We start from the raw sequence: 22474 nt of genomic DNA, 5'->3' as shown, positions 1-22474 counted from the left end.
CAACTGCGTCCGACCGCATTCGTCGCTGGGCTATCGGCCGCCCGCGCCCGTCAGCTACCCAGATCTGGCCTTCCGGCTACCCATGGCCGCCACCATGCAGTAGCCTCTCAATCGGCTCGGTCTAAAATACCGGTCAGGCCAGCACGCCGGTACGTTCGATCCCTGATAATCATCCATCACGACTACGTGAGTTTTTGGCATACAATATTTCACGTACGGCAACGCAGCAAAGACCCAGCTCTCTCGGGCTTGCTGCAGCCAAATTTGGGAACACAAAAGATGGACGCTAACCGACGCGCGTTTCTGGGAACCGCCGCCCTTGGAGCCGGTGGCCTAGTGGCGCTGACGCAGCAGGCTGCTGCAGCGACCACGGATCACGGCGCGCCGGGCGGGGGCGGCTTCGGCCGTGACGTTCAGCAGCTCCCCCCGGGCGCGCAGGTCGCCTACCACGACCCTAAGGATGTCGGCGCCATGCCCGATTTCCATTTCTCCCTCGACGGCAACGTCCCGAAAATCACGTCGGGCGGCTGGGCCAAGGAAGCGACCGTTCACCAGTTCCCCATCAGCAAGGGGATCGCGGGCGTCCATATGTTCCTCGATCCCGGCGCTTCGCGCGAGCTGCACTGGCACGCCATCGCCGCCGAGTGGGCCTACGTGATTGACGGCCGCTGCCAGACGGTTGTGCTCGATCCGTCGGGGGCAAGCGAGATCAACAATTACGAGCCAGGCGACCTCTGGTTCTTCCCGAAGGGCCACGGCCACTCGATCCAGACGATCGGCGACAAGCCCTGCCACTTCATCCTGTCGTTCGACAACGGCGCCTTCTCGGAGCACGGCACCTTCTCGATCACCGACTGGGTCGACGTGTCCCCGAAGGACATGCTGGCAGAGAATTTTGGGCTGCCGAAGGAAGCGCTCAACGCCTTCCCGAAGGGCGAGGCCTACATCCAAGCCGGACCGGTCATTCCGCTCTCCCAGGCGCTCGATGCACCCTGGCCGAAGGAATCCACCCACAAATTCCGGCTCCTGAAGGACCCACGCGCCGTGCGCGAATTCGACGGGGGGACCTTCCGTCTTGCGACCGTCGACGAGTGGCCGGTTTCCAAGTCGATGTCGGGCGGCGTCATGACGATCCGGCCCAGCCAGATGCGCAAGTTCCACTGGAACGTGAATGCCAACGAGTGGCACTTCTACCTGAAGGGTAAGGGCCAGGTGGCGCTGTTCGGCTCGGGCGGTCGCGGCAAGGTCGCCGAGTTCAATCCGGGCGATGTGGCCTACATCCCGATGGGCTTCGGCCACGCGATCAAGAATGTCGGTGACGAGGACCTGGAGATCATCCAGACCTGGGACAACGGCAAGTTCGAGGAGATCGACCTCGATGCCTGGATCAAAGCCAGCCCGAACTATCTCGTGTCCAACAACTTCGCCGGCGTGCCGACCGAGACGATCGCGAAGCTGAAACAGAGCTGATCAAAATTATATCATCGACTAGAAGGGCGAGGTCCTTCTGTAGAACCTCGCCCTCCGTAAACTAAGACAATCTGCTGTGCCGACTCATCGTATAAGACGTCTGATTATGCCGCTTGGTCGCCCGAAAGCAGACCGGCAGAAATCCACCCATCTTAGACGTTCGGGCGAGCGATGCATGGCGGCAGATGCTGGCCGAAAGCGGCCTGACCGCTTTGGTTCGACGGGCCATAGAACCAGACGTGCCGCTTGCGTCCGAGGCTGCGCGGAAGTGTAGACGCATTGCAAAACCGTAAAAAATTCTATTTTTAGCTATTTATGGCAACCGGATGCCTATTTTTATGCTAATTTTACACGAATTCTGCCATCTTTGAGGACGCCGGGATCAGCGCCGTCGATCTGCTCATCTTCCTTGGTGATGGTCTAAGCCTGGGCCGTCATACCCAATAGAGATAGCGGCAGCAGTAAGCTTAGCACGGCAAGGTGACGTCTCACGAAGGCACTCCCCTCTGATATGCGCTCTCGTCAGCCCCGGGCTGAGCCCTCGCGCGCCTGATGCTTGTCAAAGACGCCGGCGATTTCCTCGAACACCGCTTTGGTCTCCAGCCCAGGGTTGTCGCGGATGTAGAGGCTTGCGCATAGCCGAACTATCGGTGCGCCTCGTCCAAAATTGCTATTGCGTAGCCTCCTGCCGTGCTGCCTGGACCAAGCGGTCGCCATCCTCGCGCAGAAGCAGGCGATCTTTGACCAGCACGTCTACAGACTTGGCCACTCCAGCAAGGTAGGCATCCAGATCCGGGTAGCGTTCCTCCAAAGAAGTCCGCGGATCCCCGTTGGCCTCGCGCTCGGCTCGTGTTCGTGCAAACGGAAGCTGGCTTCCCTCCCGGTCGCATAGGGAGCCCACAGGGAAGGGATCAGCGTAGAGGTTCCAACCCGTGAAGGTCGCCCGCGGTGCGGCAACGGCCGGCAGGCGAATGCCTGCCACGTCGTTGCCGTCCGCATCTACTCGGGGCACGAGTGGCCGGTATTGTAGCCCGCTCTCAGGCTTGGGATCGACGTAGGTGCTGAAGCGCGCGATCGTGTTCGGCGCGGTGGGGACTGGCACACCGACGATGAAAGGAAAGCCGGTCCGGGCTGCCTCGACCAGCGTGCCATCCGATAAGCGCGGAATCCGGCTGTCCGGCGGCACTGTGCCGTCCGTCACCCACTCCTCGAGCGCGACCAGAAGGGCTCGAAGGACAGGTGCCGGATTGAGGGTGCTGCGCATGTTCGCGCAGGGTCCTCTATTCGAGGTCAGTCCGGCGCGGCCATAATGGAAGGCGCTCGAGACCAGGTAGGCACGCGCTCGGTCGGGCAAGGCGACGTCCTTGCGACCGAGTGGATCCGTCGTCAGCAGCGAGGCACCTTTCTGCCAATACTCAGTGCCGGTGTTCACCTCAATAAGCAGCGGGTCGAAGCCATCGTTGCGCAGGAGCGCGCCGGTCCGTCCCGTCACCGGGTCGTGCTGGGGCGTCGCGGAGAACGGGAAGGTATTTTCCGGATAGAGATGATCTTCGTGCTGCGTGTTCGTTCGTGACGGTTGGCCGAAGCGCGCATTGAGGAAGACCCCGCCGATCCCGGCGATGTGGGACAACACGCCGTCGAAGACCCGGTGTCCGGTCTCGTCGCGATTGAAGCCCTGATAGATGAAGTCGCGCAGGTAGCGCCCGCTTTGTGAGATGCCGAGCGCGACCGTGTGTCGGATTGTTCCGCCCGCCGGGTTGGCGCCGCTGGCGGCATCGCTGCGCAGGTAGGCGACCACGTCGCGCGTCGCGGCGAAACCGATGCCGAGCACCTTCGGTTCAGTGGCCTGGTAGGTGAACTGGTAGATCGAGCCCGGCAAGGGCTTGGTGCCCTTGGGCAGGAGTTCGAGTTGCCGCGACGTCGCGTAGTGCCACGCATCCGCCGGAACGGGCCGGGGCGGGTCGGCCTCCCGACGCCGCACGGTAAGCTGCGTGCCAGCCTTATCCTGCTTGGCTGCCTTGAAGGTGAGATAGAAGGGCGCCTCCGGCGGCCCGCGGGTGGCGCTGACGAGTTCGTCGCGCACGATCTCCACGATCGGCTTGCCGTTTTGGGAAGCCACCGGCACGTCAATCGCCATGCCGCCCTGCTGACGCAATGCGTCTGCCTCCCAGCCCGACCAGACGATGGTGTCACCGCGTCGCAAGACGAGGCTGGTGCCGGCATCGACGGCGCTGCGCGGATCGTTGACGGCCTGGGCGGCTTGGGCCGGCGCATCCAGCACCCAGTTGAATAAGAACTTGCGGCCGCGGTTCAGCACCTCGAACAGCAGCATGCCGCTGCCCCGTGCAGGGTCTTTCGGCCGCAAAATAAACAGGTCGGTTTTGTACTCGACCATGCCGCGTGCATTGCGCGGGGCGAACGCGATGTCGACGATGCCGGCATTGGCGGGGTCCGCAGGATCGAGCTCGCCGTGGGCGGCTCCGATGAGCCGCTCGTAAGCGCCGGTAGATCCAAATTCCGCGCCTCCGGCAAACGGCTCGAGGGTGGCGATCTCGATGCTGATGATGCGCGCCTGGGCTGGCGTGACGCCAAGCGCGCACCCGAGCGCGCAGGCCAAAACCCGACCTGTCCCCATGCTCCCCCCCCCCCCGCTCGGCTCGTTTGGAAGGCCGATGGTGTTAGCAAACACAGGTAGCACGGCGCGTCGAGCAGTGTGCCTGCTGAGACGTTGCGTTTTCGACCGGCCTGTCAGCCAGCCTACTGACGCTGCTAAGACCGACAAGCTGAGCTGTTGCAACGTCCGCTTCGGAGAAGCCGCTAGCGTCGGCTGAGCGGCCGAGATGGGCGCAAAGCCGCCGACCGGATTCAGCCGATGACAGAATGGTTGCCCTCGGCGGTCGATGCAACTGGCTGTACACACGGCCCCTTTAACATGATCATATGAACGTTGAGCCGCCAAAAAGATGTCAGGCGCCTCCAGGAAGCCGACTCAATTCCTCCAGCATCATCTCGCGTGCAAGCTTGCTGAACGTTTCAACAAGCCGACTTCGAGCATGATCCGGCGGAAAAAGAAGAGCAAAACGTACGGGCAAAGAGGGCACAAAAGGCCGGATCTCTATTTTTGAGACTTTCGCCTCTTCATAAGCTGCTAAAGGGTTCATCAAGCTCATACCTAGTCCGGCGGCCACTAGCACACAGATTGATGCGCCCAGCCCTGCCTCGACAGAGACTATGGGCGCGACACCCGCGGCTTCGAACACCGCGTCGATCTGCGTCCGCAGCGTGCTTCCCAGGGGCGATGCGATAAACGGCGCATCATGAAAATCAGCCGGCTCCAAACGTTCAAGCGCGGCGAGCGGGTGGGCCGGGGGCAGCACGGCGACACAATCCATCGTCAAGACGTGCTCTGGCGCTGGATCGGGGGCATCACCGTAGATCATCGTGAGCGCCGCGTCGCAAAAGCCGGTGGCGATCCACTCGCTTACTGCCACGTCGTCGCCGGAATGGATTGCGATAGCCACCTCCTGATGCTCGGTCTTGAATCGGGCCACAGCCCGCGCGAGCAACCCACCAGCCAGACGTGGCATCGCTGCGACCCGCAGACGCCCGGAACCGAATGAGCGGATGCGAACCGCCGCAGCCTCCAGGCTCGACAAACCGACGAAGGCTCGCTCGACTTCGGCGGAAAAGCGCATGCCGTCGAGTGTTGGCGCGAGCCGGCCGCCGGCACGCTCAAACAAGGGAAAACCTGTTATCGCCTCGAGTTGCGCGATCAGGCGGCTCACCTGTGGTTGCGAGGTATGCAGGCGCTGAGCCGCCGCTGTCATCGAGCCGGCCGCTATGACAGCCCGGAACGCCTCGACATGCCGGAAACTCATCAGCCGCTTGCGCATATCAAATCCGAATGGACGACCGGCAAATTGGAATTGGACGACGTATGCGTCCCGCACGATAACACCATACCATCGCCTCAGCGGATCGCTCACCGGCCCGCGTCTCGCTACCTTCGTAGAAGCATGAGGACCGAAGCGATGTTGAAATCCTGTTTCGCACTGCTCAGCGTCGCAGTTTGGATAGGAACTGGAGTTCCGGCATCGGCCGAAAGCGAAAGTCGACTGGACAAAATTCGAACCTCTGGACATATCAACATCGGTTTTCCCGATGCGTCGCCGCCGTTTGCCTTCCTTGACGGATCCGCCAAGCCGGTGGGCTATTCATTGGAGATATGCGAGCACGTGGCCGCGGAGCTCAAGACCGCGCTCGGATTAGCCAAGCTCGACGTAGGCTACGTTCCCGTCATGTCGGCGACACGGATCCCGCTCATCAACAACGGTACGATCGACTTGGAATGCGGCACGGCGAGCAACCTGCCGGAACGGCATAAGCTCGTGGCGTTCGCCCCGACAACCTTCGTCGCACAGATCGTGCTCGTGGCGCGTAAGGAGGCGCCGGTCGACGTGAACGACCTCGCTTCGTTCCGTGGAAAGGCGATCTCAGCTCAGGCCGGAGGTGAGACGCAACGCGTCGTCACTCGCCTCAATGTCCGCGACAAGCTCGACATCCGGATCATGCCAGCCAAGGACACGGCGGAAACCTTCTTGCTGTTGGATAGCGGGCGCGCTGCCGGCTCAGTCAACGACGATGCGCTCGCGCACGCGACCGTGGCGGGCGCCAAGCGCCCGGGCGATTTCAAGATAGGCGTCAAGGGCCTCGAATTCGCACCCTATGGCATCCTCGAGCCCAAGGACGATCCAGACTTCAAGGCTCAGGTCGACAAAGCGGTCGTCAAGCTGATCGAGGACGGTACCGTAGCCAGACTCTACACCAAATATTTCGAGTCCCCGATCCCGCCCAAGGGCATCAATCTCGAACTTCCGATGAGTGAGATCTTGAAGCGCGCACTCGCGAAGCCGACCGACTCCGGCGACGAAGCCGATTACCGATAGCCGGCACCCCGCATCATGGCCTCCTCCATATCCGTCGCCTCCAGCCCCGGCTCCACCGCGGTCGACCTGCGCAGCGATACCGTCACGCGGCCGACCGAGGCGATGTACGAACGGATGCGCACCGCTCCGCTCGGCGATGACGGTCTTGAGGGCGACCCGACGGTGCGCGAACTGGAGGCGACTACCGCCGCGATGCTTGGCAAAGACGCCGGCTTGTTCGTACCCACCTGCACCATGGCCAACCTCCTGGCGATCCTCGCGCAGGTACAGCGCAGCGAGCAGATCCTGCTGGAAGCACAGGCTCACATGGTCACCACTGAGCGTGGGGCAGCCACCTTCACCGGCGCCTTCCTACTTGGAATCACGGGTTGCGGTGGGGCGATGGATCTCAACCGGTTGGAGGACGCTTTACGGCCTTCCGCCAGCCCGCTCCGGACGGCGATGATAGCGCTGGAGACCTCGCACAACGCGGCTGGCGGCGCGGTGCCGCCCGTCTCACACATGGCGGCCGTGGCGGAGATGGCTCGCTCGCGCGGTATCCTCGTGCATCTGGACGGGGCGCGACTGTTCAATGCCGCCACCTACCTCGGGCTCGCACCGGCAGAGCTTGCGGTCCATGCTGGTACGGTGTCGCTATGTCTGTCGAAGGGCTTGAGCGCCCCGGTGGGCGCGGTTCTGACCGGTCCGGATGCCGTGATCGCCGATGCACGACGGATCCGCAAAATGATCGGCGGAACGCAGCGTCAACTCGGCATCATGGCCGCGGCTGGCCTGGAAGCAGTGACCGTGATGGGCGCGCGGCTAGCCGACGACCACGCAAGCGCCCGCCAACTCAGCGATGGGCTGAACGCGCTGCATCCCAGCATTTCTGCAAGTGTGCCGCAAACCAACATCGTTCAAGTCGATCTATCGCGCACCGGCCGTGGTAGCGAGCTTTGGGTCACCGATTTGGAGGCCGCGGGTGTGAGAGTGCGCCCGCTAGGTGAAACCCACCTCCGGCTCGTCACCCATCGTCACATCGGGCCAGCCGACATTGACCAAGCGGTTGCAATTTTTGGATCACGCCTAAATATTGCAAAAATCTGACATTAATCACTGATGCCCATCTATATGAAATTGGAAATCAAGGCAAATTTAGGTTCTGAAGATCAAACAAAATAAATAAAATTCGCGAAGTTATTTATTATGCCACACTATTATCAAAGATATGCAGTTTGTCTGCTTGCTTAAAACTAAATTTTTAAGGAGATGCATCAAAACTGTTCGATTCAATTAGTCAGTCGACCGATCCTGGCCGAAAGCGGAATGGCTGCTTCCGAGAAGGTACGCAGGAAAAGCGGACGGCCTTCTATCGATCCAACTCGGTCGTGCGAACGGCTATCGACCCTTCCCGAAAGCGGCCACTGGTCAGCCAGACAACAACATCGGCTTGGGACAACAAGAAGCCGCGTTACACACAAAAATAAGACAAGAGTGATGCGTTCCCCTCAAGTCTTAAGCTGAGAAGGCATGTGATCGTCTGGCATAACCTTCCGCACATGGTGATGGACAATTTGTGCACTGAACGGCTTGGCGATGAAGCGCGCACCCTCTGGCAGATCGTCGGGACCCGGCGTCACTCGGCCGGACGCAACCACGATCGAGATGTGCGGGTATGCCTGCGCGGTCTCACGCGCGAGTGTGAAGCCGTTGCGTGAGCCGGGCATCTCTACGTCGGTGAACAGGAGGACCACATCCTGATGATGCTGGCGCAATAGCTCAGCCGCATGATCGCCCGTTACGGCTTCAAGTGTCCGGAACCCCGCTTGTTCTAGGATATCGACCGCATCCATACGGATCAGCCCTTCATCCTCGACGACCAGGGCGTAGGGGGCGGACGGCAAATCTTTTTCCATAGGCCCTAATTCCTGACGCGGAGAAAAGGTCCTGCGTGTTTCGGCGTAGCGATCACATTCCCGCGCTGAGGCTCGCCAGCGATGAGGTCAGCGTGCAGACGACGCCTTCGGTTGGGTAGCGGGTATCGACCGTACCGCCCGCCAGACCCCGCTGGATCAGGCGCGAACCGAACCCACTGCGGCTCGGCGGGGTAACCGGCGGCCCGCCGTGCTCTGACCAGACCATCTGGAACATCGCCTCGGCGCCCTGGCCATGAATGGACCATTCCAGTGAGACGTAGCCCGCCGGGCAGGTCAGCGCACCGTACTTGGATGCGTTGGTCGCAAGCTCGTGCAGGATAAGCCCGAGCGCCAGAGCGGCAGAGGGGCCGAGCGGAAGTTCGGGACCACAGGTTCGAAACCGCGTCTCCCCGTCCTGGTGTAGGGATAATGTGCCGTCGATGAGGGCGGTGATCGGCGCACTGTCGCTGCGTCCAGTCAGGAGGATGTCGTGCGACTTGCCCAGGGAGACGAGACGCGCCGCCAACGCGTCACGAGCCTCCCGCAGGTTCTCTGCGTTGCGCAAAGTCTGCGAGGCGATCGATTGCACTAGGGTCAGGGTGTTCTTCAGGCGATGGCTGAGTTCGAGATTGAGGATACGCTGCTGCTCCTCCGCCTCTACCCGCGCGACGGTCGAGCGCGTGCGGTCGGCGACATGACGCACGAAGGCGATGTCTTCCGGTGCCCATACCCCCGGCTCCGCCCTTACGCCGTAGAACAGCGCCACGAACCGACCATGCTCCATCACCGGCAGATTGATCAGCGCGCGGGCGTGGATCGCGGCGAACGCTTCGGCATCGGCTGCCGTCCTGGCGTCGGAGCCAAGGTCTTCGATGACGACGTTGCGACCGGCTTTGAGGTCGTCGATGTACGTGCCGTAGGTCCGGAAACGGTGCAGCCCGGCAATGCTGGTGAGGCCCGCCCCGGTCCACTCGTGCGCCACCAAGATCGTCTCCGCCTCTGGATCAACCTGACCATAGCCTGCGTGGCTCAAGCCCAGCGTCCGCCCCAGGATCTCGGCTGCGATCCGACTGATCTCCTCCTTGTCGCCTACGTCGCGCAGGCAGTCGCCCAGTTCTATCATCGCGGCTCGGCGAGCCTCGGTTCGCTTGCGCTCTGAAATCTCCAGGAACAGTGCCGCGAACTGCTGCTCACCCTGTTTCCGGGCTCGAACCTCGAACGTGCGACGCAATTCGGGGACGTGGATCTCGAAGGTCTCGGGCTGGCCGGTTTCGATCACGCGGGCATAGGTATCGATCAGCGATTGCGCGATGTTTGGGATCAATTCGCGTATCGTCCGTCCAGCGCTATCGACCGGCAGCCCGGTGAGCCGGGCGAAGGCAGGGTTGACCTCCAGCAGGTGGAAATCCACTGCGCGGCCAGCCGTACCGCGGATCAACTCCGCGCTTAGGAAGCCTTCCTGCATCCCGGTGAACAGGCCGCGCCAACGCTCTTCACTGATGGTGAGTTGGCTCTCGATGGCCTTCTGGCCGGTAATATCGCGGGAGACGGACAGCAGCTTCTCCGGCTGCCCATTCGGACCGAGGATCGGCGTCACCTGCACGTCCCACCATCGCGGCGTGCCGATGTAGGTGTTTGCCGGGCCTTGGAAATGGCCGACGCCGCCAGCTCTAGCCGCGTCCAGTGCCGCGTGGGCGTCAGTATGGCCCTGGCCTTGCCAGAAATCCGGCCAAGGGCAGCCTTTGACGAGGTTGAAGTCGCTCAACTCCATAACCCGCAAGCCGCCCTCATTCATGAAGGTGAGGCCACCGTCGAGATCGAGCACCTTAATGCAGTCGGCCGAGGAACTCAGCACGCTGCGCATGAACTCGGCGTCGGCCTGCTGCTTGGCGGCAGCGTTGCGCTGCTCAGTGCGGTCACGCAGGATTTTGAGGAAGCCCTCGGGGGTGCCCCGCTCGTCGAGGAGCGGCATCATCTCACCGCTCGCCCAGAACAGGCTGCCGTCCTTTCTGCGGTGCCAACGCTCGTCGGAGCCGCGGCCGTGAAGCAGCGCGGAACCCATCTCCCTCTCTGCGATCTGATCGCGCTCGTCCTTCTGTGTGAAGAACACGTTGGCGTGCTGCCCAAGCATCTCGGCTTCGGTCCATCCGAGGATCTGCTCGGCCCCGGCGTTCCAGGTCGTTACGTGGCCGGTCAGATCCATCGAGATGATGCCGTAATCGATCGCGCTTTCCAGGATCGCCTTATTGCGACGGTCGCTCTCGCGGCGCCCCTTGAGTGCCCGGCGCAACTCCAGCGTGGTCATCGCCTGACGCGCCAGGGTGCGCAGGATCAGCGTCTGTGAGGCATTGAGCGCGTTGGGCTTGGTATCGAGCACGCACAGCGCGCCGAGGGCGACACCATCGGCCGTCTCCAACGGCACGCCCGCGTAAAACCGCACGTGAGGTGCTCCCGTCACCAGCGGGTTGTCGGCCGTGCGGGGGTCCTCGGTCGTGTCCGGGATCACGAACACATCGCGCTGTCCGGCGGTGAGGGCGCAGATCGAGGAGGAAAGAGGGGTTTCGCGCGAGCCGAACCCGGTCTCGGCTTTGAACCATTGCCGATCGACGTCGAGCAGCGAGATCAGCGACACCGGCATGCCGCATGCTGCCGACGCCGCCTCTACGATCTCGTCGAACTCGGCCTCTGCTTCGGTATCCAGGATGGCATAGCTGGCCAGGGCATCGCGACGCCTTGCCGTCATGTCGGTGTCAGTCAAGGCGCCCCCGCCCATCTGCCGTAATGATGGGGTTATGTCATAGCGCGGTCCGAGGCTAGGGCGCTGACGCTTTGCGCCCCGCCGCTAAAACCGGCTTGTGATTTTTCCGCTCAAGTCTGCGGAAGATCGTGAGTTAGCGCAACAACGACGTCCTTTGTTGCCCATGGTCTCCCGAAAGCAGACAGGCGGCAATCCACCCAACTCAGCCGATCCGCATGGTTCGGTTTGAGCATGCCCTCCGTGATCCGTTTGCGGGGTGGTTTCACTCCCCCATCCCGGTGCGGGCAGTGGGGGCCGCAACCCCGCTCGTATCGAGTGAAGAGGCCGCGGGTCGCGTTCCCGCCATGCGGTTTCTACGAAACCGCCGATACCAGAACTCGCTGCTCACCTGCAGGAAAATGATCCAGTAGACCACCTCAGCAGACTGGGGGGCGCCATGGGATGGATCAAGGTCTCGATCACGGCGAGAGCCATCAAGAACAGAAAGGACAAAATCATTAGAACCCGGTCTCGACGGCGAGGTTCTCGGCGAACACCTCAATCTACTGAAACTCGGTACTACGAGTATCCACGTTTAGATGACAAACTCGGGCCCGCTTTCCATTCGTACCAGTCATCTATCGCCGCCTGACCAAGCGGCTTGCGCGCAGCCGGTCATAATTTCCGCATCAGGTGGCCGACCAGCCCTTTGTTGCATGTGGCAGCTTCGGTCGTTGATAGCTGAGCAAGCATGATCGATATGGGGTGACTATATATTTTCTGTTGCAGCCTGTTCGAAGCAAGCCTTTGCTACCTCTGAGATCGGCAAATTCGAATGGCCGGCCGTTTTTGAGGTGTCGTCAAGGCAAGAGCGCACACGATCTCGGGAGGTCTCTCCAGCCCTCACCGCGTCAAGCTTTCGCAGTAAATCATCCTTGTCCGTGGACGACGCTCCCGCCCAAGTTTGCATCGTGTCCCCTGCGTTCAAGGCGGAAACGGGCGTCGCCATGACGACGACAGCGAAGACACCAGCGGGAAGAAAGCACATTGTTATAGCCTCAAAAGACAGAAAATCTGCAGCTGCCCGCGGGTTCGTTTGAAAGGTAGCCGCGGTAGAAGCTCGGCCCGCACGGAGTTCCAGCCCGCGAGCGAAAGGACGTGCGGACTGAACTAGTCCTCAAGCGCCTTGGCGGATTGCCGAAAACTTGGGGCAAAAACGCACAGTTCCCCTTCGCCATCGTGGCGCGCATCGCGTGCGCTTCGGGCATAGGCCCCGTCAGATTCCTACTTCTGAGCGTGCGCGGGAGTGCGACGAAGTTAAGAGGTCGCGTCCGAGGGGAGAGCATACATCCTCGGCTGGGTGGCATTGGTTCCTAATCGGGCTTTCGCCATCGTCCGCTTCAATGGCTCAGAGCTTCGGAAGCCGACCGGCGCGAATCCACCCAACCCAGCCGCTCAGCGAGCACGCCGGCGTCATTGAATGGCCGAAAGCCGCCTGTCCTCTTCGGAGAAGGTCGGTCGGAAAAGCGGCCATCCTGCTTACGACCCGCTGCCGCCTAAAAAAAAAGGCTGTTTCCACTGCCTCAAAGCGGACATCGCCTTCCACTTCGCGCTGAAACATGTAGATCAGTTTTCAAGGCGCTCACAGCCGGCATCCGCAATTTAGTAGCTCAGACCGCTTCTCCTTAGAAAACCGTAGCGGGTTCCGTTCCAATGCCGATCGGCAACTGACAGGTATACACGAGCGTAGAAATAATCTAATATTAAAAAATCTTCCGTGTTAGTAAAAATTTGGACTTCAGCTTCAAAGCCATCCACATAAAACGTACCTGAGCATCCTGCGAGTGTCTCGAAGCGTCTCATCCGACTACCATACGCCATGTCGGACCGGAATTGATCTGTGGTCACCCAGGAGGGTCACTCATTAGGACGGGAACGGTCGGCTACCGCTCGCCGCCGACGACCGCCCGCACCGGCGCGCCAGCGAGATCGACCGTCGATCCCAGGGTGTTGCGGAAGCCGGAGCCGACATTCGACAGGTGCTCGCCGTAGGTCTCGCGGGTTTGGGGATCGACCAGGGCGACGGGGGCGGCCACCGCGAGGGCGGCACCGGTGGCGACCGTGGACGCGGCGCCGGCAGCCGTGCTTACCAGCCTGTCGCCGATGCCGATCTGTCCGTCCGAGATCGGTTGCCCGTCCGCAAGACGCTTCCCCAGGAGGGCGACCACGTCGCCGCTGGCAAACTTGCCGTGGTTGAGGGCGTCGCTCGATTTGACTGAGGTCAGGTTCAGGACGGAGACGTTCTCGCGCTCGAGCTCTGACTTGTAGGGTTAGGCGTTCGGATCGATGGCGCCGAGGCGGACGCTGTCGCCCCAGACCAGCCTGGAGACGGCGAGCGCCTGGTCGTCGCCGGACACCATCAGGGTCAGCCGCGGTCGGTCCTTGCCCATGTCGTGAAAGGCGGCGCGGGCGAGGTCCATGTCGACGTCCGGGGCGGCCAGGATGACGTTCCGGATCTTCGGGGCGATTCGCCGATCGCGGATGGCCATCTGGCGCAGGCTCTCCAGGGTCAGCCAGTTGCCCATGGAGTGCGCCAGGATCGTCACCTCGCCGACGTTCGGGTCCCTGGTCAGGTCGCGCAGCAGCGTCTCCAGGCCGTTGCGCGAGAAGTTCGTACTCTCCCGGTCGTAGCCGTAGGCGAGGACGGAGCCCCGGGACGGCCACGTGAACAGCACGGGCGCGACCTCGGCGCCGGAGTCGTGCACGATCTGAGCGAACCGGAAGACGGCGTCCTCGAACTTGTTGTTGAAGCCGTGGACGAACACGAGGACGTGGCGCTTGGCCGTTCGGCGGACGGTCCGGCCGATCCAAGTCGGGACCTTCGCGCGCTCGATCGGATCGGCGCGCAGCGCGACGAAGTCGGTGGCGGGGTTGCCGGGGATCGATTTCGGCCACTGGACTGAGCCCGGCTGGCGGGCGGCGTCGGGCGGGATCGAGACCGCGAGGTCGGTGTAGGGCACGGCGTCGCCGCGCTCGCCGGAGAACAGGATGCCCTTGTCGGTCGCCGACTTGCGGGTCGTGGCGACGAGCATGTCGACCCGGGACGTGCCCGGCACCTGCTCGGCGCCGACGACCGGCAGGAGAACGCCGGCGGGACGGCCCGCGCAGCCCGCCAGGAGGGCGAGCGCCGTCATGCCGACAATGCCGCCGACCGTCCCACGCCCGAACCCAGACAATCCGAACACCCGCATGCACCTCTGAACCGCCTGCAGCCTGGCCGTCCGAGTGGTTCGCGGATCGTGAAGGCATGAACAAGGTGCGGTACGATTGCGGCGCCCGGCAGTCCGGCGCCGCAGATGCGGGGCGGCTGTGGCGAAGGGGACACGCAGCGTTTGGGGCCCGCGCGATGCGGTCGGGTCGGGCCTCCGAGGCAAGGATCACGAGAACGGTCGTCGACCCCGAACCCCCGGGCCGACCCCGCCGCCGAGCCTTCCGGTCGAAGGTAGGCCGAACCCCGCCATGAAAGCGCGGTCGGCGAGTCAGGGCCCGGGAGCGTCGGCGACGATGAGGGCCGCGGCCGACGTCAGTTGGCGGGGACCTTCTCCTTGTCCTTGCCCGGGTTCGACGTGTTGACGAGCTCGGGCGACTTCTGCGCGCGGAGCGCCTCCCGCTGGGCGGCCGTGTCGATCCGCTTCGAGCGCGTGAACGGCTCCAGCGTCACCGCGGCCTTGGTCTGCAGCGCCTGGACGATCCCCTCCAGCACGCGCGCGTCCGCGTAGCCCTCCTCGCCGTCCGGCTCCGGCTCCTTGTCGTTCAGGATGCAGTCGGAGAAGTACTTTAGCTCGCCGCCGAAGTGGTCGGTGTTCTTGAAGCTCTCGTGGGACTTCGTCTCGCCGATGGTGACGACGTGCTCGATCGGCTTGCCGTACATGTACCCGGGGTTCACCTCGGCGCTGCCCTTGGTGCCGACCACCGCGTAGGTGTCGAGCGTGTTGCCCCAGTAGGAGAGCACGAACTGGGCGAGACGATCGCCCGGGAAGCGCAGGGTCACGGCGACCGTGTCGTCGAAGTCGCCCAGGCCCGCCTCCGGATGGCGCACGCCGACCGCCGAGACCACCTCGATCGGCTCGTCGCCGAACACGTACCGGGCCGCGTTCACCGGATAGGGACCCATGTCGAAGATCGGGCCGGCTTCGACGCCGTTCTTGGCCCGGTGGTTCTCCGGCGAGACCATCTGCGTGAAGGTCGAGGAGAACGTGAGGAGCTCGCCGAGCTTGCCCGACCGGATCAGGTCGATGGTCGCCAGGGTGCCGGGCTCGAAATGAAGGCGATAGGCCACCATCAGCTTGGCGGAGGAGGTCTTGGCCGCGTCGAGGATCTCCCGGCACTTCGCGGTCGAGATCTCGAGAGGCTTCTCCACCAGCACGTGAATGCCGGCCTTCAGGGCGGGGACGGCGAACTCGGTATGGCGCCAGTTCGGGGTCGCGAGATAGATCGCATCGATCTTGCCGGACGCGAGGAGCTCGTCGAACCGCTCGTAGGAATAGATGTCGGAGACCCCGTACTTCTCGCCGACCAGACGGGCCTTCTCGGAATCGCCCGTGACGAAGGCCACCACCTCCGAGTTGCCGGTGTGTTCGACGCCCGGCAGCATCGCCTCCTGGGTGATGTCGCCTAGGGCGACGAAGGCGTAGCGGATCTTCTTGCCCGAGGTCAGGCCGAGTGCGGATGCGATGCTCATGAGACTCTCCGTTCGATGCGGGTCGGGATTGGGCTTCAGGTGGGCGATGGAGGAACAGGGGCCGTCGACGGCCGCTGACTCTCCATCGCCGAAACGGGCGGCGTCGTTCCCGGCCGGTGGCAGGCGGGCCTCGGGCGTGAGGTCGCCCTGCGGAAAGGAACGAAGCGTCATGCACCGGGTCGGCGCATCACGCTTCAACTGTGCGGTGCAGCAATTGTTCAGGAGCCGATCGAAGCAAGGCGGGTCGACCCCGTCGCGGGCGGGAGGAGCCAAGCGTATGATCTCGATCGACGCCATCGCACCCGCCTCGGAGACCCGGCCCTGAAGACGGAACTGAGCGCACTCGAAGCTCGGCGCATCGCACTCGCCGCCCAGGGCTTCGACGCGATTTCCCGAGGCGGCGCCGTTGGCGCGGCGCGGATCCGGGCGGCGATCGGCCGGCTCGGCCTGCTGCAGATCGACAGCGTGAACGTCCTGGCGCGCGCCCACTACCTGCCGCTGTTTTCGCGCCTGGGGCCGTACGATCGCGACCTGCTCGACGCGGTCTCCGTCGCCCGGCCGAAGCGCTTCTTCGAGTACTGGGGGCACGAGGCATCCCTTCTGCCCGTCGACCTCCAGCCCCTGCTGCGCTGGCGCATGGCCCGCGCACTCCACGGCCAGGGTGTGTGGCAGCGGCTCGAGCCCTTCGCGGGTGAGAAGCGAGCCGAGGCCGACGCGCTCCTCGCTCGGATCGAGAGAGAGGGGCCGCTGGCCGCCTCGGACGTCGCCGACGGCAGGGCCGCGAAGGGCATGTGGGAGTGGAGCGACGCCAAGCACGCGCTCGAATGGCTGTTCTGGTCGGGACAGGTGGCCTCGACGCATCGTCGGAGCAGTTTCGAGCGCGTCTACGACCTTCCGGAGCGGGTGCTGCCCCGTGCCGTTCTCGAAATTCCGACGCCGACCGGCGTCGATGCCCGAAGGGCGCTCCTCGCGCGTTCCGCGAAGGCGCTCGGTATCGCGACGGCGCACGATCTGCGCGACTACTACCGGATCCCGCCGGCGGACGCGGTCCCGGCCATCGAGCAGCTGATCGAGGATGGTACGCTCGTCCCCGTGCATGTCCGCAGCTGGCAGCCTCAGGCCTATCTGCACCGCGATGCGAAGCCCGGGCGCAGGCTCGGCGCTTCCGCGCTACTCTCGCCCTTCGATCCACTCGTCTGGCACCGCCCGCGGATGGAGAGGCTGTTCGGCTTCCGGTACCGCCTCGAGATCTACACCCCCGCCCACAAGCGCGAGCACGGCTACTACGTGCTACCCTTCCTGATGGACGGTGCGCTCGTCGCCCGCGTGGACCTGAAGGCGGACCGGAAGGTCGGCGCCCTGGTCGTCCAGCGTGCCCACGTCGAGCCGGGTGCGCCGGCCGATACCGCGGAGCGGCTGCTAGGGGAGCTTCGGCTGACGGCTTCGTGGCTCGGCCGGCCCAGCCTCGTCGTCTCGCCGGTCGCCGCTCACCCCGGCCTGGAGGATGTCCGGAACATCGAAGCCCATTCATCAGCTGCCGAATCGCCATTTTCCACGATCCGATCAGACCTCATCGCTTCGGCATGATCGTTTCGAGGATCACCTCCGAATGGTGCGCGGCCCAATCAAGACGTCTTTGAGGTCTGTGTTAGTTCCAGAACGTGCTGGTATATTAATCGCCGGGCGAGGCAGCCGTTGCGCGGAATGTCCGCTATGGAGGAGCGGCCAAAGCTCTCTGAATGACCCACATGGGCGTAAAGCGGCCGGCCGGAGCTGGCCGAAAGCTGCCCGTCCGGTTTCTGGCAAGCCGTAGCTCGAAGCAGACATGCACGCCTGACTGCGCGTTTTTCCGGCGCTTTAAAACCCGGCATATTTTTCCGACAGAACGTGAGCTCGTCTGGTAGGGCACCTGACGGTTGAGACCACTCGTCTGGAAAACGATCGAATTTCCGGCACGTAACCTTGATAGGACGGCTGTCTTGTTTGGGCATGATGGGGCGGTAGCCCGTCTCGGATCGGCGAGTAGGCGTTCGTCGGCTTGATCTTGCTCAGCACCTTGTACACGTCCCACGATCCCTTCGACTGCGTCTGGTTCCTCACCCCAACGCCATCATCCACGCAGTGATTGCCGTCGTCATCAGCCAGGCGGTCGTATGACTGCACCAAGCTCGGTCTTGAACCTTTCAGGATGCAGGACCGTCCTAGTTTCAGTTCCTGGACTTCTCAGGTGATCGTACGCCCTGATTTGCGGTAGGCCGCGCGATCCCACCGCGTTGGTACGCTGCTTGCGTTCCAATCTTGTATGGAAGTCTGATCCGCATGCAGGCACCTGACACTCCTGACTCTATTGATCGCGTCATCGTGGATGCCATCCTCGCAGGCCGCATCACGGCTGGAACTCGCCTCGGCGAGCAGAGCCTCGCCACCCTGTTCAGCGTCTCTCGGACTATGACCCGTGAGGCGCTGATCCGGCTGGAGGCGCGCGGTATCGTGCAGGTCAGCCCCCGTCGAGGCTGGTTCGTGATCAAACCTTCTTTCGAGGAGGCGCAGGAGGCGTTCCAGGCCCGACAGGCCATCGAGATGGGCATCCTCATGGCCGTCCAGCGACTGGGACCCGAGGTCGTCGACAAGCTGCGGGCCCACATCGTCCGGGAGCGGGCGGCCATCGCCTCCGACGACCTGGAGGCGCGCAGCTTCCTGCTCGGCGACTTCCACGTCTGCCTCGTCGAGGCCCTCGGCAACCGCGTACTTGCCGACATACTGCGCGACCTGACGGCGCGCACCGTCCTGATCTCGGCGCTCTACCAGTCCGTCCACGACGCGACGGCGTCCTGCGACGAACACGAGGCGATCACCAATGCGCTCGCCGGCGGCGACTTGAAGCGGGCCGCCGATCTCATGGTTTCTCACATCGGCAACGTCGAGGCCGGGCTCACGCGAGCCAAGGACGACGATCCGCTGACCAACCTCCGCCAAGCCCTGAAACTTTCACCCCGACGAGAATGAGGGTGGGCTCGGCCGGGCCAAAACAAGAAAAGCCGCCTCCGACTCGCGTGTTGCGTATCCCCCCGATTGGAATTCTTCAGGAGATCACGTGATTTCGGCTCATTCGATACCGCTTCCCGCGTCGGACAAGACACGCGAGCCGCTCTACAAATCGCTGTTCTTCCAAGTCGTCGTCGGGCTGGTGCTTGGCATCGTGCTCGGGATGGCAGCGCCCGACTTCGCGATCGGCTTGAAATTCTTCAGCGACGGCTTCCTCAAGCTGATCTCGATGATCGTCGCGCCGATCGTGTTCTGCGTCGTAGTGCACGGCATCGCCGGGACCGGCGACCTCAAGAAGGTTGGCCGCGTCGGCGTCAAGGCGCTGGTCTACTTCGAGATCATGACCACGGTTGCCCTCGCGCTTGGCGTCATACTCGCCTACCTCGTCGGCCCCGGTCATGGGATGAACATCAATACCGCCACCCTCGACGGCAAAGCGCTCTCGACCTACGCGGACAACGCTCACAAGCTCCAAGGCGGCGGCTTCTCCAGCTTTATCCTCAACATCATCCCGACGACCTCATTCGATGCCCTGGCACGCAACGATGTGCTCCAAGTGCTGTTCTTCGCGATCCTCTTCGGCGTCGCACTGGCGCTGTACGGTGGCGAGCAGGGCAAGAAGGTCACCGACCTGATCGACGCGGTCTCCGGTGTGCTGTTCAAGGCGATGGGACTGATCGTGCGGGTCGCCCCGCTCGGCGTACTCGGTGCGGTGGCCTATACGGTTGGCAAGTACGGCGTCGGCTCGCTCACCCAGCTGCTATCTCTCGTCGGACTGTTCTACTTTGCCGTCGCGTTCTTTGTAATCGTCATCCTCGGCTCGGTGCTGCGCCTCGCCGGGGTCAATATCTTCAAGTTCCTGGCTTACCTGCGCGAGGAGCTGACCATCGTGCTCGGCACCGCGTCGTCGGACGCCGTGCTCCCGCAGATCATGCGCAAACTCGAGTACATGGGCGTCAAACCCTCGGTCGTCGGGCTCGTCGTCCCCACCGGCTACTCGTTCAACCTCGACGCCTTCTCGATCTACCTGACACTGGCGGTGGTGTTTATCGCTCAGGCTACTGGCACGCCGCTGTCGTTCGGCGACCTGATGCTCGTGCTCGGCATCTCGCTCGTCACCTCGAAGGGTGCCCACGGTGTGCCGGGCTCGGCGATCGTCATCCTGGCCGCGACGCTGAATGCGGTGCCCTCGATCCCAGCGATCGGTCTCGTACTGGTGCTCTCGGTCGATTGGTTCATCGGCATGGCGCGCGCCGTCGGTAACCTAATCGGCAACTGCGTCGCGACCGTCGTTATCGCCGCCTGGGAGGGCGATCTCGATCGGGCTCGTGCTCAGGCTGTACTCGACAACCCACCGTCGGACATTGCGGTCATCTCGACGGGCGAGCAGCCCGCCTGAGGCCGGCGTTTCGACCACCCGCGATTATCCGTAGGGATCGCGGGCGGTCATGTCCCGAAGGACGTGATCGGCTCAAGGTGAAGAGAGGGGTATGCATCAATGAGCGAGTTGCGAGTGACGGCGGGGCCGTTCGAGTTTGGTGCCCGGTTTGAAGAGGAGGCAGCACCGAAGACCTGCGCCGCCTTTCGAGTGCGCATGCCGTTCATGACCAAGGCGGTACATGTGCGGTGGAGTGGCGAGGGCGTGTGGATGCCGCTGGGCGACCTCGATTTTGGGGTCAGTTACGAAAACCACACCAGCTACCCAGCCCCAGGGCAGATTATCCTCTATCCCGGTGGCATCAGCGAGACCGAAATCCTGCTCGCCTACGGCGGCGTGCAATTCGCCTCGAAGATGGGCCAGCTCGCGGGCAACCACTTCATCACGTTGACCTCTGGCTTGGAGAACCTGCGTAAGCTCGGCGAGATGGCGCTGTGGCAGGGCGCTCAACCGATTGTCTTCGAGATACATGAATAATGAACAATTCGTCTGAACGTATGGGCGGTATCGGCCACTATATAGCGGATCAGATACTTCCTTCGCTCAACAGCCGATCGAGCCGCATCCGCGTGATCGCGGCGATCTCATCGAGGACGGCAGACGCCTCCTCGTCCCGCGAGCACAGGAGGCGCGCTTTGAACAGCGCGAGGATCTCGCTTCGGTCCCGGCCACGCACGGCAACGATGAACGGGAAGCCGAATTTCTGCCGATAGGCTGGGTTCAACCGATCGAAGGCGTCCGCGTCCTGCTGCGGCATCCGGTCGAGCCCGGCGGCGCCCTGCTCGCTCACGGACTCGGCGGTCATGCTCTTTGCCCGCGCCTCAGGGCCGGCGAGTTCCGGATGACCGTTGAGGAAAGCCAGACGCCGATCTGGCGGGGCGGCGCGTACCGCAGCCATCATCGCCGCGTGCAAGTCCGAGACGCTGGCGAAGGGGCGGCCCAGCCAAGCGGCCTCCGCCACCCAAGCGGCGTGCTCGAACACCCCACCGAGTAGGACGACGAAGGCGTCCCGATCCAGGCCGTTGACGGCGGCGATGTCGGGCACGGGGCCTCAGCTGCCGCGGTAGGTGGTGAAGCTGCCCGGCGCGCACAGCATCGGCACGTGGTAATGCTGCTTGGCGTCGAAGATCGCGAAGCGCACCACGGGGTCGTCGATGAAAATGTCGGCCTCGGACGTGCCAGACCGAGCCTTCAGGTAGTCGGTGACGTGGAACACCAGCTCGTACTGGCCAACCTTGGCCTCGTCGCCGGGCAGGATCGGCTTGTCGGTGCGCCCATCGGCGTTAGTGACGACGCTTCTCACGAGGCGCCACTTGCCGTCCTCCATCATCGAGAAGTCGATGCGCACCCCGCTGGCGGGACGGCCGCGGTCGGTGTCGAGGACGTGGGTCGAGATGCCGGCCATGATCTTCGGTGTCCTGAGCGAGGGATGGGGTCTATCCGTTTGGCCGGTGCCGATCTCAGCTACCCCGATAGTACGAATAGCCCCAGGGCGTGAGCAGCACCGGCAGGTGGTAACGCTGGCCGGCATCGCGGATCTGGAAGCGGATCGGCACCAGGCTCAGGAAGTTCGGGCTGGGTAGCTTTACGCCGAGCTTTGAGAAGTATTCCTCGAAATGCATCACCAGCTCGTAGTGGCCAGTCTTGAAGGCGTCATCGACGAGCACCGGGTCGGCCGGGCGCCCGGTCGCCGTGGTGGTGATGATTTTGAGTGGCTTGTAGCCCTCGCCATCGAGCATCGCGAGGTCGCAGACCATGCCGGCGGCGGGCGTGCCATGGAAATTGTCGATGGCGTGCAGGGTCAACCGCGGAGAGAGGCCGGTCTGCGAAGTCGGGGCGGTGGTCAGCGCGCCGGGTTTGGCCGGAGGGCTCGTGGGTGCGCCCTGCGCCATCACCGTGCTTGCGGAAGCCACCGCCGCGGTGCCGAGGCCGACGCGGACGAGGCTGCGTCGCGTCAGTTCGGATCGGTTTGAGGGATGATCCAAGGTTGGCTCCTGGTGTCAGTCAGATTAGGCCGGCTCGTGCGCGGCGCGGGATGCTGCGCGCCGCTCTAGTCCCGGGTGGCCTGACCGGTATTTTAGACCGAGCCGATTGAGAGGCTACTGCATGGTGGCGGCCATGGGTAGCCGGAAGGCCAGATCTGGGTAGCTGACGGGCGCGGGCGGCCGATAGCCCAGCGACGAATGCGGTCGGACGCAGTTG

At 63.4% G+C, this 22474-nt stretch carries 15 protein-coding genes and 1 pseudogene; 7 read left to right on the top strand and 9 right to left on the bottom strand.

The genetic code is table 11. The features are described 5' to 3' along the window. Positions 1-279: 279 nt before the first annotated feature. Positions 280-1470 (top strand): cupin domain-containing protein, encoded by a 1191-nt coding sequence (locus MKK67_RS12735; protein WP_243965260.1) that lies wholly within the window; start codon positions 280-282, stop codon positions 1468-1470. Between the two features lie 670 nt (positions 1471-2140). Here the strand turns inward: MKK67_RS12735 and MKK67_RS12730 are convergent. Beyond that, positions 2141-4105, bottom strand: coding sequence for an alpha/beta hydrolase domain-containing protein (locus tag MKK67_RS12730; RefSeq protein ID WP_313899015.1), 1965 nt, complete (start codon positions 4103-4105; stop codon positions 2141-2143). Positions 4106-4436: 331 nt separating this feature from the next. Then, positions 4437-5456 carry a LysR substrate-binding domain-containing protein gene (locus MKK67_RS12725; RefSeq protein WP_243965255.1) on the bottom strand — a complete coding sequence of 340 codons (1020 nt, stop codon included), beginning with the start codon at positions 5454-5456 and terminating at the stop codon, positions 4437-4439. A gap of 45 nt (positions 5457-5501) precedes the next feature. Here MKK67_RS12725 and MKK67_RS12720 point away from each other — a divergent pair, with 45 nt between their 5' ends. Further along, positions 5502-6416 carry an amino acid ABC transporter substrate-binding protein gene (locus tag MKK67_RS12720; RefSeq protein ID WP_243965253.1) on the top strand — a complete coding sequence of 305 codons (915 nt, stop codon included), beginning with the start codon at positions 5502-5504 and terminating at the stop codon, positions 6414-6416. 15 nt (positions 6417-6431) lie between these two features. Then, the gene (locus tag MKK67_RS12715) at positions 6432-7502 is read left to right on the top strand and encodes a threonine aldolase family protein (protein ID WP_243965250.1); all 1071 of its coding nucleotides are present in this window, start codon (positions 6432-6434) and stop codon (positions 7500-7502) included. Between the two features lie 401 nt (positions 7503-7903). Here the strand turns inward: MKK67_RS12715 and MKK67_RS12710 are convergent, their stop codons facing one another. The 4 genes and pseudogenes from MKK67_RS12710 to MKK67_RS12690 form a co-directional block, all read right to left on the bottom strand. Then, positions 7904-8311 (bottom strand): response regulator, encoded by a 408-nt coding sequence (locus MKK67_RS12710; protein ID WP_147937711.1) that lies wholly within the window; start codon positions 8309-8311, stop codon positions 7904-7906. Between the two features lie 52 nt (positions 8312-8363). Next, a complete protein-coding gene (locus tag MKK67_RS12705; protein ID WP_243965248.1) occupies positions 8364-11069 on the bottom strand; it encodes a PAS domain-containing protein in 2706 nt (901 codons plus the stop codon). A gap of 1922 nt (positions 11070-12991) precedes the next feature. Next, positions 12992-14140: pseudogene (locus MKK67_RS32935) on the bottom strand (alpha/beta hydrolase). Positions 14141-14631: 491 nt separating this feature from the next. Further along, positions 14632-15789: a Gfo/Idh/MocA family protein gene (locus MKK67_RS12690; protein WP_243965244.1), complete on the bottom strand. Its 1158-nt coding sequence runs from the start codon at positions 15787-15789 to the stop codon at positions 14632-14634. Between the two features lie 321 nt (positions 15790-16110). Here MKK67_RS12690 and MKK67_RS12685 point away from each other — a divergent pair, with 321 nt between their 5' ends. The 4 genes from MKK67_RS12685 to MKK67_RS12670 all read left to right on the top strand — a co-directional run bounded on the left by MKK67_RS12685 (position 16111) and on the right by MKK67_RS12670 (position 20749). Further along, the gene (locus MKK67_RS12685; RefSeq protein ID WP_279601601.1) at positions 16111-17376 is read left to right on the top strand and encodes a winged helix-turn-helix domain-containing protein; all 1266 of its coding nucleotides are present in this window, start codon (positions 16111-16113) and stop codon (positions 17374-17376) included. A 774-nt stretch (positions 17377-18150) separates the two neighbouring features. Then, positions 18151-18795, top strand: a complete 645-nt coding sequence (locus tag MKK67_RS12680; RefSeq protein ID WP_243965241.1) for a GntR family transcriptional regulator — start codon at positions 18151-18153, stop codon at positions 18793-18795. Positions 18796-18886: 91 nt separating this feature from the next. Further along, positions 18887-20233, top strand: a complete 1347-nt coding sequence (locus MKK67_RS12675; protein WP_243965262.1) for a dicarboxylate/amino acid:cation symporter — start codon at positions 18887-18889, stop codon at positions 20231-20233. Positions 20234-20332: 99 nt separating this feature from the next. Next, on the top strand, positions 20333-20749 hold the full coding sequence (locus MKK67_RS12670; protein WP_243965240.1) for a DUF3830 family protein: 417 nt from the start codon (positions 20333-20335) through the stop codon (positions 20747-20749). Between the two features lie 49 nt (positions 20750-20798). Here the strand turns inward: MKK67_RS12670 and uraD are convergent, their stop codons facing one another. From uraD to uraH (MKK67_RS12655), 3 genes are read right to left on the bottom strand one after another with little or no spacing between them, the layout of a single operon-like run. Beyond that, complete coding sequence (gene uraD, locus MKK67_RS12665) at positions 20799-21317, bottom strand: 2-oxo-4-hydroxy-4-carboxy-5-ureidoimidazoline decarboxylase (protein ID WP_243965239.1); 519 nt, start codon at positions 21315-21317, stop codon at positions 20799-20801. 6 nt (positions 21318-21323) lie between these two features. Next, a complete protein-coding gene (gene uraH / locus MKK67_RS12660) occupies positions 21324-21677 on the bottom strand; it encodes a hydroxyisourate hydrolase (RefSeq protein WP_243965236.1) in 354 nt (117 codons plus the stop codon). 55 nt (positions 21678-21732) lie between these two features. After that, positions 21733-22257: a hydroxyisourate hydrolase gene (uraH, locus tag MKK67_RS12655; protein ID WP_243965234.1), complete on the bottom strand. Its 525-nt coding sequence runs from the start codon at positions 22255-22257 to the stop codon at positions 21733-21735. Between the last annotated feature and the right edge of the window lie 217 nt (positions 22258-22474).

Source organism: Methylobacterium sp. J-072, assembly GCF_022829425.1.
Taxonomy (GTDB): domain Bacteria; phylum Pseudomonadota; class Alphaproteobacteria; order Rhizobiales; family Beijerinckiaceae; genus Methylobacterium.
This window is presented reverse-complemented; position numbering and strand designations above follow the sequence as displayed.